We start from the raw sequence: 15,440 nt of genomic DNA, 5'->3' as shown, positions 1-15,440 counted from the left end.
TCTTTTACCCTCCACTAACTGGTGGAATAAGTGCAACTGTAGCATCACTAGTTATTGTGTCATCATCTTGCACAAACTCCTCATTAACAGCTATTTGAAAAATTTCTCCTTTTAATTCCGGATAATTTTCAAATAAATATTGCTTAAATTCTAACACAGAGTATGTTTTATTGAGCGTAATTTGCTCTTCTTTTTTGTTTAATAATTCTTTTAAATGAGCAAAATACAATACTTTCATAATCAGTCCTCCATTTTAATTGAAGAATGGTATTGTTTTTGGGAACCTTGCCATTCTTCACCATCTTCCCATATCTCTTTTTTCCATATTGGTACAATTTCTTTTATACGCTCTATAGCATATTCATTTGCCGCATATGCATCGTGCCTATGAGGTGAAGAAACACTAATAACAACTGCAATATCAGAAATTTGTAACTCACCAATTCTATGGGCAATTGCAATAATTGTACCTGGCCACTTTTTTTCAATTTCTTCGCCTATTTGAGCCATTTTTTTCTCAGCCATAGGCTTATAAGCTTCATATGCTAAATATTCTGTCTTGATGCCTTTTGTCCATTCTCTCACATGTCCTGTAAATACTACAATAGCTCCTTGTCGTGAGTTTAATGTCCATTCTCTATATTTTTCTGGATTTATTGGTTCAGAGACAATTTCAAATTGTTTCATAATTGCACCTACTCTTTTTGGAATAACCATTTTTTAAACCAATCAAGAAATAGTTTTCTTTCATCTTGATTGTATGCATTAAAGTTATAGACTACATTGCTTAATTTATCGTTTAGATTATCTGTATTTTCACCCAATACTACTTTAGGGTAATCTTCAGATTTGAATCCTTCAATCAATAAAATATCTGGTTGTATGGATAAATCTTTGTTAATAATTTCTGTTAATGAACGATGAACTTTTGTGACACGTTCAATTAATTCATGTCCCAAAACGATACTTTCTTCTGCACCATTATTAATAAATGAAAGACTATCTACTTCTTTATGATTTAAAGATATATCTTGTGTTCCATGCCCATGGTGTTTAATCGTCGAAACAGATAACTGGTATTCTTGGCATATTTTAATTAAGTCATTAATCAAAGTTGTTTTACCACTATTTTTATAACCTACAATTTGCATGATTTTCATATATTTAAATTACTTTCGTATGATTGATGATCAGTAAGTAATACCTTTACTTCATCACCTTTACTGTAACCTCTAGTACCACTCGGCAATATAATCATTCCGTTGCTTTTTGCTATTGCAACCACAGCGTTTGATTTATTAAAACCTGATGGAACAGCAATTACCCCATCGATTGTAAATGAGAGTTTACCTCGAATGAATCTAGTAAAAGGATTAGGTTTTTTAAAGTCTTCACCTAATTTAGCATTTATAATAACTGGATATATATCTTTGCTTGCCATCATTTTTAGAATAGTTGGCCTTGTGAATAAATGAAAGCCCGAATAACATGCAGAAGGGTTACCTGATAAACCAAATAATAGTTTGTCATTTTTATAAGCTACTGTTGTAACACTACCAGGTCTCATTTGTACTTTATTAAATAATACTTCTGCACCAATTTCTTTATATACTTGTGGTAAATAATCAAAGTCACCTACTGATACACCACCTGTAGTAATGACGATATCATTTTCAGACAGTGCTTTATTTACGCTTTCAGTACATCCTTGTAAGTTATCCTCTTGTATTTTATAAGTTTTGGATTGAATATTCATTTGATCACATAACGCTTTAATCATTGGGCCATTTGAATTTCTGATTTTACCTGGTTCTAATGGTTCATTGGGTCCTACTAACTCACTACCTGTTGCAATAATGGCTACTGTCGGTCTTTTAAATACTTTTACTTTTTCATAACCAAAAGTAGCTAACACAGCTATAACACCACTGTTAACCAATTGACCTTTTTCTAATACAACATCATCTTCCGTACATTCTTCACCTTTAAATGCAATATTTTCTCCAGGTTTAAAAGGTTTTCTAATTGTAAATCCATTTTCATTTTCTGTCGTTTGTTCAAACATAACGACTGCGTCTGCACCTTCAGGTAAAGGAGCTCCAGTCATAATACGAACCGCTTCGTAACCTTTAATGCGCACTTTAGATGGTGTTCCTGCTCCTATGTGATCAACTACGTCGAATTGTATTCGGTTATTACTTTCTGCCTCTTCTGAATCTTTACTATTGATAGCAAAGCCATCGAATGGTGATTTATTAAATCTAGGAATATCATATGTAGCGATAACATCTTCCGCCAATATATAATCCAGAGCATCATCAATATGTACTGTTATAGGATCTTTATTCTCAACAACTTCAATAACACGTTTTATCGCATCATCAACTGGTATTGGTTTTCTAATTTCAACTGTCATAATATGCACTCCATTCATAATTTAACTATGTTCACATGTTATAATAAACTTAAGAAAGGATGATTATACATGTCAGATTTCACACATTTTAATGAACAAGGTCGAGCGAAAATGGTAGACGTTTCAAATAAAGAAACAAGTACAAGAATTGCTGTCGCTCATTCAAGTATTCAAGTTAATGAAAAAATTTATAACCAAATTCAAAATGGTAAAAACAAAAAAGGTGACGTACTAGGAACTGCTCAAATTGCAGGTATTATGGCTGCAAAAAACACGAGTCAGCTTATTCCTATGTGTCATCCTTTACAACTTACAGGTATTGATATCGAATTTAACTGGGATGTTGAAGATTTGAATAACTTAAATATAACTGCAACAGTTAAGACTAAAGGCCAAACTGGCGTTGAAATGGAAGCATTAACGGCTGCCAGTGTATCAGCTTTAACAATTTATGATATGTGTAAAGCTGTAGACAAAGGCATGATTATTGGTGAGACTTATTTATCTCATAAATCCGGAGGCGTTAATGGAGACTTCAATCGTCAATAATTTACTTATTAAGCTCATACACTAAATGATTTAATTCTTTGGTTATGAGCTTTTCCATTGCCAATTTCACAGCGCCAGTTGACCCTGGTATAGACATTATAATTTGCTTACCTACTGTTCCAGCGACTGCTCTAGATAAAATTGCACGAGAACCTACATCTTCTGTATAGCTCAAATATCTAAATATTTCTCCAAAGCCCTCTATTTCTTTGTCAAATAATGGTGTAATTGCTTCGATTGTAACATCTCGTGTACTTATACCTGTCCCACCTGTTGTTATAATGGCGTCAATATCTTGGGATAACCATGTTTGAATAGCTTCACGTATAAAAGATGCATCATCTCTAACTATTTTATAATGCTCTTCTTTTACCGACACATTCATACCATTTAAATAAGATAGAACAAGTTGCCCACCTTTATCAGTTTCTTTATTTCTAGTATCACTAACTGTTAAAACTGCAATGTTTATATTTCTATCAATTTTATCAATCACACTCATTATTTAACCTCCTAGCCAAACATATTTTCTACAAATTGTTTACCTTCTTCTACAGATCCGATATCGTGAATTAATAATCTTCCGTTATTAAAAGCAACAACTCGGTGATCATCATATAAATATTGAATCATATAAGCGTTTGATCTATGCAACAAACCATTTTGAGCTATAAACTTTTCAATAGCTGGTCGATTTAACTTTTCATTAATATATTGAATTGTATCGCGTCCACACAGCTCAGTAATCATTTGACTTGATGATGATAAATGAGGATAAGTTGGATTTTCTCCGCATGTTTCACATTCATCTCGTTTCATTTGTGTAAAACCAAATGATTGATGGTCACCTTCCCATACATCACCGAATGTTAACTTCGGCGTAAACTCTTCTCCAGATAAAATTTTAAGCGCATCTGTTACTTGTAAGCTGGTCGCCATAGTAACTGCTGGATTAATGACACCAACAGTATCACAAGTGCGATTTATAGCCGGAATTTCTGGCAATAAACAATTAAAGCACGGTGTTTTTTCTGGGATAAATGTAGCTTGAACATATGTAGATTCTAAGCAAGCACCATAAATCCATGGAATATTCATTTTATATGCAAAATCATTTATTAATAATCTCGTATTAAAATTATCTGTAGCATCAATGATGACATCAGAATATCTTGCAACTTCTTGTAATAATTTAGCGTCACATTGTGCGATATAAGTTTTTATTGTTATATCTTCTCTAATTTTTCTTAAATGTTTTTCTGCAGCGACTACTTTTGGAAGCATTTCTTTTATATCACTTTCAGTAAATAACGTTTGTCTTTGCAAGTTTGATACTTCTACATAATCACGATCTATAATATTTAATCGCGCTATCCCTGAGCGTGTTAACTGTTCCGCAACATGCGTTCCAAGTGCACCCATCCCTACTATTGTCACATTACTTTTTGCTATATTTTCTTGTCCTTTTTCACCAATTTTATCAAATAAAATTTGACGAGAATATCGTTCGTTCATTTATACCAACCTTTCACGACTCTTTATCTCCATTATAGATTGAAATTGCAATATCCTCAATCAATAGAGGGAATTGAACAGAAATATAATAATTTAGGGAGCGGTACAGAAATCCTAATTTTAAAAAGATTTTATAGTGCCACTATAACTAATGAGTTTGAGACATTGATTATGTTCCACTCCCTAAGAACATTAAATTGTTTTCTTTTCTACTTTTGTCATATGCATCATCGAGATTAAAGCTACTAAACCAAATATCGCTAACAAGAAAAATGCTAAATGGTTTGAACCTGTTAAGGCGGTGACCATAGTAATAATAAGTGGTGGGAAAAATCCTCCTAAACCGCCCATCATTGATACGATTCCGTTTACTACACCAGCTTCTTTGCTGAAATAAGTAGGAACAAGTTTGAAAATTAGTCCATTTCCAATACCTGCAGACACACTGATTGTTAAACAACCAATTGTAAATAACATGATATGATTTGATAATGCTAGTATTAAAGCACCAGCTATCATAATGCCAAAGAATATTTTCAACATATTTAATGCATTAAATTTATCGCCCAACATACCACCGATTGGTCTTAATATTGTAGCTATTGCGATAAACACACCAGTTCGTATGCCTGCATCTACCTTGTCAATTTCAAAGTGTCCTACTAAAAAGTTTGGTAAAAATAATCCGAAAGCTACGAATGCACCAAATGTGATGAAATACCAAAAACTGAAATAGTAAAGTTTATAGTTGTTTGCTACTTGTTTAGTTTGTTTTAACATAGGTACTTTAACTTTAGGCTCTTGTTTATCTCCAAAAACAAACATCAAAATAGCAAATAACGCCATTACTAGTACATATAATTGAACAGTATGTTGCCAACCTATAGCCCCTGCTATTGGTGGAGATAAAAATGATGAAACAGCTGTACCTAAATTACCCATACCGTATATACCATTAGCAAAACCATGTTTTTCTTTCGGATAATATTTAGGAATCGATGTAACACCAACTGAAAACACTGCACCACCTAAACCAATAAAGAATCCAGCTATCATTAGTCCTGTAGTTGAAGTTGCTTGACTTAAATAAAATACTGGAAAAATTAAAATAATAAAACTAATTAAAAAGACAAGTCTAGATCCAATTAAGTTTGTGTAATAACCAATAGGAATTCTTAGAATTGAACCTAGAATAACAGGTATCGCTAAAATAATAGCTTTCTGACTTTCTGGTACGTTAAAATCTTGTGATATGTATGGCATTAAAGGAGCTAAAATACTCCACACCATAAATCCTGCCATTAAGCTTAAGGTTTGTAACGGTAATTGGACTTTACCTGTGTTGTTTTTCATGACTTTCACCCTTTTTATTTGTAGATAATTTAAAACTCTTTTCAACTACATTTTAGGTTATTTGTGAAAAACTGCACATAAGGAATTCCCCTTACCTCCTTCAGTAATTTCCCTATAAAGTAATGGGTGTGAGGTAGAAGTACTTAACTCAAAATAATTCTCCTAATCTGCTGATTTGAAAGTGCGTGGTCGTCTAATGTATGGCTCGAGTCTGTAGTCTCTCGCTCATACTATTCCCTTGGGCGTCAGCACTTTACAAATTCGTTCAAGTGAAATTCAGAGCTAAATTGATAGTTAATCTAATAAATTTAGCTCTTATTGGATTTTCGGCTTAATTAATCCAACTAAACAGGTTCTTATTGGATTTTCGACTTAATTAATCCAACTAAATGGCTCTTATTGGATTATCAACTTAATTAATCCAACTAAACAGGTCCTTATTGGATTTTCGGCTTAATTAATCCAACTAAATGGCTCTTATTGGATTTTCAACTTAATTAATCCAACTAAACAGGTTCTTATTGGATTTTCGGCTTAATTAATCCAACTAAATGGCTCTTATTGGATTTTCAACTTAATTAATCCAACTAAACAGGTTCTTATTGGATTTTCAATTTAATTAATCCAACTAAATGGCTCTTATTGGATTTTTGTCTTAATTAATCCAACAAAAGGTGTTCTATTTGGATTATTGCCATAGTTAATCCAACAAAATGTGTTCTATTTGGATTATTGCCATAGTTAATCCAACAAAATGTGTTCTATTTGGATTATTGCCATAATTAATCCAACTAAACGGGCTCTTATTGGATTTTCGGCTTAATTAATCCAACAAGCAAGTCATCTCTTGCCACTATAAGTCGTATCCTCAAAAAATAACGTGCAAGGCTCGATGTCCTTGCACGTTACAACTTTATATCCTATTGATTTGTACGATATGGTGATTAACCATTTAAAAATCTAATAATTTTTTCTTCATAGCATATTCAACTAATTCTGGACGAGATTTTAAATTAAGTTTATCCATAATTCGTGCTTTATGTGCTTCTATTGTTTTTACTGAAACAAATAACTTTTCAGCTATGTCTTTATTTCCGTACCCTTTTGCGATTAAAGGAAGTATCTCTAATTCTCTTTGAGATAAAATTTTAAATGGATCATTCGAGTTAGTATCTGCTTGGTTACTTGGGTTAACAAGCTCATTAACAAGTGCACTCGTAACTTTCGAATCAATATACATTTCATCTTTATAAACTGTTCTTACTGCGTGAATTAATTCTTCATCAGGCGCATTTTTCAAGATATAACCTTTAGCTCCATTTCTTAAAACATGAAACAGATATTCTTCATCGTCAAACATCGTTAATATAAGTATTTTAGTTTCCTTAAAATCTTCTGAAATTTTACCCGTCGCAATTAATCCAGATTCACCTGGCGGCATACTTAAATCCATAATCAATACATCAGGCTTATGTTTAGCAACCATTTGATATGCTTCTATTCCATCTGCGGCAGTTGCCACTACTTCCATATCTTCTTGATAGTTTAATATCATAGAAAAACCTGTTCTAACAACTGCATGATCATCTGCAATTACGAGTTTCATTTGTCTTCCTCCACGTTTATGCTATTGGCACTTTTAATTTAATGTTAGTACCTTTACCTATTTTGCTTTCAATATTAACGCTACCACCTACTATTTCTGCACGCTCTTGCATGCCATACAGACCTAGCCCTGACCCTTTAGGTTGACTTCCAATAACAAAACCGGCACCTTGATCAGCCACTTCTACTTGAATCATATTGTCTTCAAATAACATGTGTACATCAACACTATCTACATTAGCATATTTTAAAGAATTAAATACCGCTTCTTGGACAATTCGGTAAACAACCGTTTCAATTTCTGGATTAAATCTAAGCTCAACAGAATCAAAGTGATAATGAACTATAAATCCAAAGTTCTTCTCCAACTGTTTGAAATATGATTTAAATGCAGCATTTAAACCTAAGTCATCTAATGAAGATGGTCTTAACTCTAAAGATAAATTGCGAATATCATCTATTAATCTAGACATTATACTTTCTATATCTTGTGACTGAGTTTTCAATTGATCTATATCATCTTGGTATTTAAGTAATCTCAACTCTACACTGACATTTAATAATTCTTGAACAACACCGTCATGTAGTTCTCTTGAAATTCTTTTTCTTTCATTTTCTTGTGCTGAAATGATCTTTTGCATCATTGTTTGTTGATGTAATTTTTGTTGTCTTTCAATTTGTGGGGACACATTTTGTAGCGTGTACACCATGATATCTTCTTCTTGGCTAATCGTTTGATAAGTCGCAGTGAAAGGTTCTACTGATCCACTGTTTGTTTGCATAAATACTTGGAAGCTTGTATTACCAATGTTCGTTGATTCTAAGAAACAATCTCTACACGATTGTAGTGCGTATTCATTTGAATAACCTTCACACCTACTACATATAGCATGTGTCAAAGGCTCTTGATTATCTTCTGAAATGATTTTTCTAGCCGCTTTATTCATATCAATAATTTGTCCTTTACTATTTAAAAAGACGATCATTTCACTTGTTTTTTCATAATACTGCTTTAAAATATTGTTTAATTTTGAAGCGTTATCTACACTCATGAATTAATCATATCCTCTCTTTGAAAAGGGCCAAAACTAGAAAAATGCAATTGTTCTAAATTTGGTAATCGTTTATCGTTTCTTTGTCCTAACAATAGAACACCCTTCACTCTATTTTTAATCCATAATGGAAATGCAATAAGAGCAGTTAATTCCTCGCTTTGAATAATCGGATAATTAAAGACTTGGTCATTGTAAATGCTGTCTTTAATATTATGAAGAATCATTTCTTTACCACTCTTAATTACAATTCCTGCTATACCCCTGCCGTTTCTTAAAATGATGTTTTTATATCTATGATTCAAATTTCCAGATACATACTGCCATTTTATGTGACTAGACAAATTTGTGTCCAAAGCCATAGCGATACCAGCAAAATCAAAATCATACTTATTTCTAATTTGATCAAGTTTTTCTTGAAAATTAAAATCATCAGACATTTTTCAGCACCTCAACTCATTTTTCAACTTTAGTTTAATTCGTTTTATGCTTTCTGTAAATAATATAACTTCTACTAAAGTAAGTTAATGGCACGCTCCACACATGTACTAATCGAGTGAATGGCCACATACTTGTTATCAATAACCCTAAAATAATATGCGTCTTAAATGTCCACGGAACAGTAGTCATTAATTCCGCATTAGGTCTAAAAATCAACAAACCTCTAAACCACACAGAAATTGTTTGTCTATAATCAAAATCTGGTACCGTTGCATTCGTCCATAAAGTAGCTACACATCCCATAAATACAATCGCTAATAATAATATATTAACTAAAATATCGGAAAATGAACTCATTCTTCTTACATTGTGTTTAGTAATTCTACGAGCTGTTAATAAAAACATACCGATTAATGTAACTATACCAAATATACTTCCGATATAAACCGCTCCTATATGGTATAAATGATTGCTTACACCTATAGCACTTAGCCATTCAGCAGGTATACCTAAACCAACAATATGCCCAAAAATAACTGGAATAATACCTAAATGGAATAAAATACTCCCCCACATTAATTGCTTTTTCTCAATGAATTCACTTGATTTTGCGGTCCATGAAAACTGATCATATTTAAATCTAAATATATGCCCAACTATAAATATGGCTACACATAAATAAGGAAAAATGACCCAAACAAATTGATTAATCATGACTCGCCACCTTCTCTTGTTCAATTACACATGATTTTAATGTTTCACGTAATGCTTTAATAAGATGGAAGTATGGACTATTTTTCTGAGCTAAAACTTTCATTAATTCATATGTTCCGTCTTCGATAACCATCACAACGAGCGTTAAACTTTCTTGTGCTCGACTATCTCCTATCCATTCAGCTGCATATAAAAATTCTAGCATTAATGGTAAAAAATCCGATAATTCACTTTTAGGCATTTCTAAACCAAACATTTCATATAAAACTTTTAACCTTGCTAACATTTGTCCTCTTTCTTTTTGTTCAGTTAATTTATTATAAGTCATATACAAAGTTGTTTTCTTTTCAAAATCAAATGTCTCTGTATAAACTTCTTGAATATCATCTAGTGATATTTCGTACATATTATCCCAGTATTGTTGTATAGAATCATAAGCTGGATGTTTTTCATCAAACGCTGATTCAAAAGCTTTTGGATGAAAATCTAATTTTTCAGGATACGTAAGTTGATTACTAAAAAAACCAAAACTCTTTTTATATTGATTCAAAGCTTCTAAATTAATCACGGAAAATCCCTCCATAGAAGTTCTCATTATAAATCTCTTGCCCTGATTTACCATTTGATATACTTTGTACGCCACATCCGTCACAATTCGAGCCAAACATTTCTCCACCAAAACCTTGGCTACCTTGTGCTCTATAAGTATCCATGTATCCTTCTTTATGAGATGTTGGTACTACGAATCGATCTTCATGTTTCGCTATAGCTAATAATCTATACATATCTTTAGTTTGTCTTTCTGATAGGCCTACTCTGTCTAATCTAGATAAATCAAATTCTTTGTTACTAGATTTTGCTCTCATATAGCTACGCATCATAGCCATTCTTTGCAATGCTAATTTAACAGTTCTAGTATCACCAGCTGTAAGCATGTTAGCTAAATACTGTACTGGTAGTCTCATTTCTTCTATAGCTGGGAAAATCATATCCGGATTTCTAATAGAATCTTTACCTTCAAAGTAATTCATAATTGGACTAAGTGGCGGACAATACCAAACCATAGGTAAAGTACGGTATTCAGGATGTAGTGGAAACGCAAGCTTATACTCTATAGCTAATTTATAAACTGGTGAATTTTGAGCCGCTTCAATCCAGTCTTGAGTGATTCCGTCTTTTTCAGCTTGTTGAATAACATCTTCATCGTATGGGTCTAAAAATAAATCTAATTGTTTTTCATATAAATCTTGCTCATTTTCTGTTGAAGCTGCTTCTTGTACTTTATCAGCATCATATAGTAGTACACCTAAATAACGCATACGTCCTGTGCAAGTTTCAGAACAAACAGTTGGTAATCCAGCTTCAATTCTAGGGAAACAAAACGTACATTTTTCTGCTTTATTTGTTTTCCAGTTGAAGTAAACTTTTTTATATGGACACCCCGTCATGCAGTAACGCCATCCACGACAAGCGTCTTGGTCTACAAGTACAATACCGTCTTCATCTCTTTTATACATAGCGCCTGATGGACAAGAAGCTACACAACTAGGATTTAAGCAGTGTTCACATAACCTAGGTAAATACATCATAAATGTTTGGTCAAAATTAAATTTAATTTCTTCTTCAATCTTTTGTATGTTTGGATCTGTCGGACCTGTAACGTGTGCACCTGCAAGATCGTCCTCCCAGTTCGGTCCCCATTTTATATCTAGCTTTTTTCCTGAAATAACGGATTCTGCTTTTGCAACAGGTGAATGTTTACTTTCTTTAGCTGTCGTTAAATGCTTGTAATTATACGTCCATGGTTCATAGTAATCTTTCATTTCTGGCATATCAGGGTTGAAGAATATTTTACCTAGTGCAATTTTTGATAGTTTACTACCTGATTTTAATTCTAATTTACCTTTTTTATTTAGCACCCATCCACCTTTATAAGTTTCTTGGTCTTCCCATCTTTTTGGATATCCTATCCCTGGTTTAGTTTCAACGTTATTGAACCATATATATTCAGCACCTTCTCTATTTGTCCATGTACTCTTACACGTAACACTACAAGTATGACATCCTATACATTTATCTAAGTTCATAACCATAGCTACTTGCGCTTTAATCTTCAAGCCAATCTACCTCCTTCATTTTTCTAATGGCTACATATACATCTCTTTGGTTACCGATTGGACCGTAATAATTAAATCCATAGCTAATTTGTGCGTATCCACCGACTAATTGCGTTGGTTTTAGATGAATACGTGTTGGTGCATTATGTGAACCTCCACGAGTATCTGTAATTTCTGACCCTGGTGTTTCAATATGTTTATCTTGAGCATGATACATAAACATCGTGCCTCTAGGCATTCTATGAGACACTACTGCTCTTGCTGTTACTAGCCCATTTCTGTTGTAAACTTCTAACCAATCATTATCATTAATATCATTAGATTGTGCATCTTCTTTAGAAATCCAAACTGTCGGCCCTCCTCTGAAGAGAGTTAGCATGTGTAGATTATCTTGATAAGTTGAGTGGATATTCCATTTACCATGTGGTGTTAAATAACGTAATACAAGTGTATCAACGCCACCTTTAATCTGTTTATCCTTCGTACCAAATACCATAGGTGGTAATGTCGGTTTATAAATTGGTAAGTTCTCACCAAATTGTAGAAACACCTCATGGTCAATATAGTAACTTTGTCTACCTGTTAATGTTCTAAATGGTACAAGACGTTCAATGTTAGTTGTAAATGGTGAATATCTTCGTCCTAACTTGTTAGAGCCTGGGAATACTGCTGTTGGTATAACTTCTCTAGGTTGAGCAGTAATATTAGGGAATGTAATTTTTTCAGATGCTCTTTCTGCAGAAATATCTTTAAGTTCCATTCCTGTTTGTTGTTCTAAATCTTCGTATGATTTTTGTGATACTTTACCGTTTGATGCAGATGATACATTTAATATGACATCTGCAACTTTTCTAGCAGTATCCATTCTAGGCAAGCCATTTTTAACCGTGCCATCTTCCCACGTATCAAGCATTAACTTCAATTCGTCATATTGTTCTTTCACAGAAAAGCTAACACCATGAGCACCTATTTTACCTTTTTCTAATAAAGGTCCGACTGATATATATTTGTCATAAATTTGAGTATAATCTCTTTCTACAACTGCAAATCCAGGCATTGTTTTACCAGGTATTGCTTCAATTTCACCTTTAGACCAATCTTTTACTAAGCCCAATGGTGTGGCTATTTCTTGTTGTGTATCATGTGCTAACGGTGTTGTTACAACATCTTTAAACACGCCTTTCATATGTGTTTTAGCTAATTCTGATACTGATTTTGCTATGGTTTTATAAATATCCCAGTCTGATTTTGATTCCCATAATGGATCGACTGCTGGGTTAAATGGATGTATAAATGGATGCATGTCTGTTGATGATATATCGTGTTTTTCATACCATGTTGCTGCTGGTAAAACGACATCAGCATATAAAGGTGTAGTCGTCATTCTAAAATCTAAAGCTACTAACAAATCTAATTTACCGTTAGTTTCTTCACGCCATACAATTTCTTCTGGTTTTTCCGTTTCATTTGGATTTGCTAATAATCCATCTTTAGTACCTAATAAGTGTTTCATAAAGTATTCTTGACCTTTAGCAGAACTCGAAATTAAATTAGAGCGCCATACAAATAATGTTTTAGGATGATTCTTTTTAGCATCAGGATCTTCAATTGCAAATTTTGTTTTTTTAGATTTAACTGCATCAACTGCTCTTTTAACAATTGCTTCATTGGAATCATCTCCTGATTCTTTAGCTTCTTCTCCAAACAATAAGCTATTGCAATCAAATTGCGGATATGAAGGTAGCCAACCTAATCGTGCAGCTAAAACGTTATAATCTGCCGGGTGTTGGTGTTTAAGCTCATTAGATAATGGTGACTGTAATTTATCTACACCTGATTCTTCGTATTTCCATTGATCTGTAGCAAAATAGAACCAACTTGTAGCATTTTGTAATCTTGGTGGTCCTTGCCAGTCTTTTGCAAAAGCGATTGTTGACCATCCTTCTATCGGTCTACATTTTTCTTGACCAACATAGTGAGCCCAACCACCACCATTTACGCCTTGACATCCACATAAAATAACTAAGTTTAAAATAGCTCGATAAATCGTATCTGAGTTAAACCAATGATTGATACCTGCCCCCATAATAATCATCGAGCGTCCTTCTGTATCGATTGCATTTTGAGCAAATTCCCTTGCGATTTGAACAACAACTGATGATTTTACACCTGTTATTTTTTCTTGCCATTTTGGTGAATATAGAGAGTTTTCATCATCATACCCTGTAGCTTCTAATGGATGATTAAAGCGTCTTATTCCGTATTGACTAGCCATTAAATCATAAATAGTTGATACGTAAATTTTTTCTCCATTTTGATTTTCAATTTCTTTTACTAATATAGGTCTTTCAAAAATACCATTTCCTTCGTTATCAAAATAAGGAAATTGAATGGTCATAATTGATGCATCGGCGTCTTTAAAAGTTAAAGCTGGATCAATGACAGTGCCATCTTCATTTTCTAATTTTAAATTCCATTTCACATCTTTTTCATAACGTTGACCCATTGTGCCATTCGGAACTACGAGTTGTTTAGAATTTTGATCATATACAACAGGTTTCCATTCAGCATGTTCAGTCTTTATACCTAAATCACTTGAACGTAAATATCTTCCTGCTTTATAGCCTTCTCCATGGGGTTCTAATTGAATAACAAATGGCATATCAGTATATTGTTTAGCATAATTAATAAACATTTCTTCTTTTTTATCTTCATAATATTCTTGCAAAATAACATGTGTCATAGCTTGAGCTAAAGCCGCATCTGTACCTGGGTTAGGTGCAAGCCAATTGTCCGCAAATTTCACATTTTCTGCATAGTCTGGAGCTACCGAAACGACTTTAGTTCCTTTATATCGTACTTCTGTCATAAAATGAGCGTCCGGCGTTCTCGTTAAAGGTACATTCGACCCCCACATAATAATGTATCCTGCGTTATACCAATCACTCGATTCTGGAACGTCTGTTTGTTCTCCCCAAATTTGTGGTGATGCTGGTGGTAAGTCTGCATACCAATCATAAAAACTTAACATTTCTCCACCTAATAGAGATATAAAACGTGCACCAGAAGCATAACTAATCATCGACATTGCTGGTATTGGTGTAAAGCCAGCTATTCTATCTGGTCCATATTTCTTAACAGTATAAATAATTTGAGCTGCTATTAATTGAGTAACATCTCGCCAATTAACACGTACGTGCCCGCCTTTACCACGAGCACTTTTATATAATTCAGCTTTCACATCATCTTCTACAATTGATGCCCAAGCTGCTACTGGATCTCCAAATTCATTCAATGCTGCTTTCCATAATTTCCATAGCTTCCCTCTTACATATGGAAATTTAATACGTAACGGACTATATTCATACCAAGAGAAAGAAGCTCCTCTTGGACAGCCTCTTGGTTCAAATTCAGGCATATCGGGACCACATGAAGGATAATCAATTTGTTGATTTTCCCATGTAATAACACCGTTTTTTACAAAGACTTTCCATGAACAAGAACCTGTACAGTTTACACCGTGTGTTGTTCTAACAACTTTGTCATGGCTCCATCTTTCTCTGTACATTTTTTCCCATTCTCTACTCTTCTCTTCTAAAATTGACCAATTTCCATTAAATTTTTCTGTAGGTTTAAAGAATTTCAAACCGAGTTTAGCCATATATAGAACCTCCTAAT

Annotated in this window: 15 protein-coding genes; 1 reads left to right on the top strand and 14 read right to left on the bottom strand. The window is 33.3% G+C overall.

Annotated elements, in window-relative coordinates; all coding sequences use genetic code 11:
- Positions 1-4: 4 nt before the first annotated feature.
- The 4 genes from moaD to glp are packed head-to-tail and all read right to left on the bottom strand — an operon-like array spanning position 5 to position 2,416.
- The gene (gene moaD / locus ACO6VN_RS13055; RefSeq protein WP_016998780.1) at positions 5-238 is read right to left on the bottom strand and encodes a molybdopterin converting factor subunit 1; all 234 of its coding nucleotides are present in this window, start codon (positions 236-238) and stop codon (positions 5-7) included.
- 2 nt (positions 239-240) lie between these two features.
- Complete coding sequence (locus tag ACO6VN_RS13050; protein WP_016998779.1) at positions 241-687, bottom strand: molybdenum cofactor biosynthesis protein MoaE; 447 nt, start codon at positions 685-687, stop codon at positions 241-243.
- Positions 688-695: 8 nt separating this feature from the next.
- On the bottom strand, positions 696-1,160 hold the full coding sequence (gene mobB, locus ACO6VN_RS13045) for a molybdopterin-guanine dinucleotide biosynthesis protein B (protein ID WP_194201515.1): 465 nt from the start codon (positions 1,158-1,160) through the stop codon (positions 696-698).
- Positions 1,157-2,416, bottom strand: coding sequence for a gephyrin-like molybdotransferase Glp (glp, locus tag ACO6VN_RS13040; RefSeq protein WP_194201514.1), 1,260 nt, complete (start codon positions 2,414-2,416; stop codon positions 1,157-1,159). Before glp ends, mobB begins: the two co-directional genes overlap by 4 nt.
- Positions 2,417-2,485: 69 nt before the next feature.
- Here glp and moaC point away from each other — a divergent pair, with 69 nt between their 5' ends.
- A complete protein-coding gene (gene moaC, locus ACO6VN_RS13035; protein ID WP_016998776.1) occupies positions 2,486-2,965 on the top strand; it encodes a cyclic pyranopterin monophosphate synthase MoaC in 480 nt (159 codons plus the stop codon).
- Position 2,966: 1 nt separating this feature from the next.
- On the opposite strand, the gene ACO6VN_RS13030 is transcribed toward moaC, so the two are convergent.
- From ACO6VN_RS13030 to ACO6VN_RS12985, 10 genes are all read right to left on the bottom strand, one after another.
- The gene (locus ACO6VN_RS13030; protein WP_194201513.1) at positions 2,967-3,467 is read right to left on the bottom strand and encodes a MogA/MoaB family molybdenum cofactor biosynthesis protein; all 501 of its coding nucleotides are present in this window, start codon (positions 3,465-3,467) and stop codon (positions 2,967-2,969) included.
- A gap of 11 nt (positions 3,468-3,478) precedes the next feature.
- Positions 3,479-4,480: a ThiF family adenylyltransferase gene (locus tag ACO6VN_RS13025; protein WP_194201512.1), complete on the bottom strand. Its 1,002-nt coding sequence runs from the start codon at positions 4,478-4,480 to the stop codon at positions 3,479-3,481.
- A gap of 192 nt (positions 4,481-4,672) precedes the next feature.
- Positions 4,673-5,833: a nitrate/nitrite transporter gene (locus ACO6VN_RS13020; RefSeq protein ID WP_194201511.1), complete on the bottom strand. Its 1,161-nt coding sequence runs from the start codon at positions 5,831-5,833 to the stop codon at positions 4,673-4,675.
- 952 nt (positions 5,834-6,785) lie between these two features.
- Positions 6,786-7,439, bottom strand: a complete 654-nt coding sequence (nreC, locus tag ACO6VN_RS13015) for a nitrate respiration regulation response regulator NreC (protein WP_194201510.1) — start codon at positions 7,437-7,439, stop codon at positions 6,786-6,788.
- Between the two features lie 16 nt (positions 7,440-7,455).
- The gene (locus ACO6VN_RS13010; RefSeq protein WP_017000336.1) at positions 7,456-8,490 is read right to left on the bottom strand and encodes a sensor histidine kinase; all 1,035 of its coding nucleotides are present in this window, start codon (positions 8,488-8,490) and stop codon (positions 7,456-7,458) included.
- Positions 8,487-8,930: a nitrate respiration regulation accessory nitrate sensor NreA gene (gene nreA, locus ACO6VN_RS13005; RefSeq protein ID WP_017000337.1), complete on the bottom strand. Its 444-nt coding sequence runs from the start codon at positions 8,928-8,930 to the stop codon at positions 8,487-8,489. The genes ACO6VN_RS13010 and nreA overlap by 4 nt, the downstream gene beginning before the upstream one ends.
- Before the next feature lie 34 nt (positions 8,931-8,964).
- On the bottom strand, positions 8,965-9,645 hold the full coding sequence (narI, locus tag ACO6VN_RS13000) for a respiratory nitrate reductase subunit gamma (protein ID WP_017000338.1): 681 nt from the start codon (positions 9,643-9,645) through the stop codon (positions 8,965-8,967).
- On the bottom strand, positions 9,638-10,213 hold the full coding sequence (gene narJ / locus ACO6VN_RS12995) for a nitrate reductase molybdenum cofactor assembly chaperone (RefSeq protein WP_017000339.1): 576 nt from the start codon (positions 10,211-10,213) through the stop codon (positions 9,638-9,640). Before narJ ends, narI begins: the two co-directional genes overlap by 8 nt.
- Entirely contained in the window at positions 10,206-11,762 is a 1,557-nt protein-coding gene (gene narH / locus ACO6VN_RS12990; RefSeq protein WP_017000340.1) for a nitrate reductase subunit beta, read from the bottom strand. The genes narJ and narH overlap by 8 nt, the downstream gene beginning before the upstream one ends.
- Entirely contained in the window at positions 11,752-15,423 is a 3,672-nt protein-coding gene (locus ACO6VN_RS12985; RefSeq protein ID WP_422404770.1) for a nitrate reductase subunit alpha, read from the bottom strand. The genes narH and ACO6VN_RS12985 overlap by 11 nt, the downstream gene beginning before the upstream one ends.
- Positions 15,424-15,440: the final 17 nt, after the last annotated feature.

The sequence above is a fragment of the Mammaliicoccus sp. JADD-157 genome (genome assembly GCF_049310805.1).
GTDB classification, from domain to species: Bacteria; Bacillota; Bacilli; order Staphylococcales; family Staphylococcaceae; genus Mammaliicoccus; species Mammaliicoccus lentus.
This window is presented reverse-complemented; position numbering and strand designations above follow the sequence as displayed.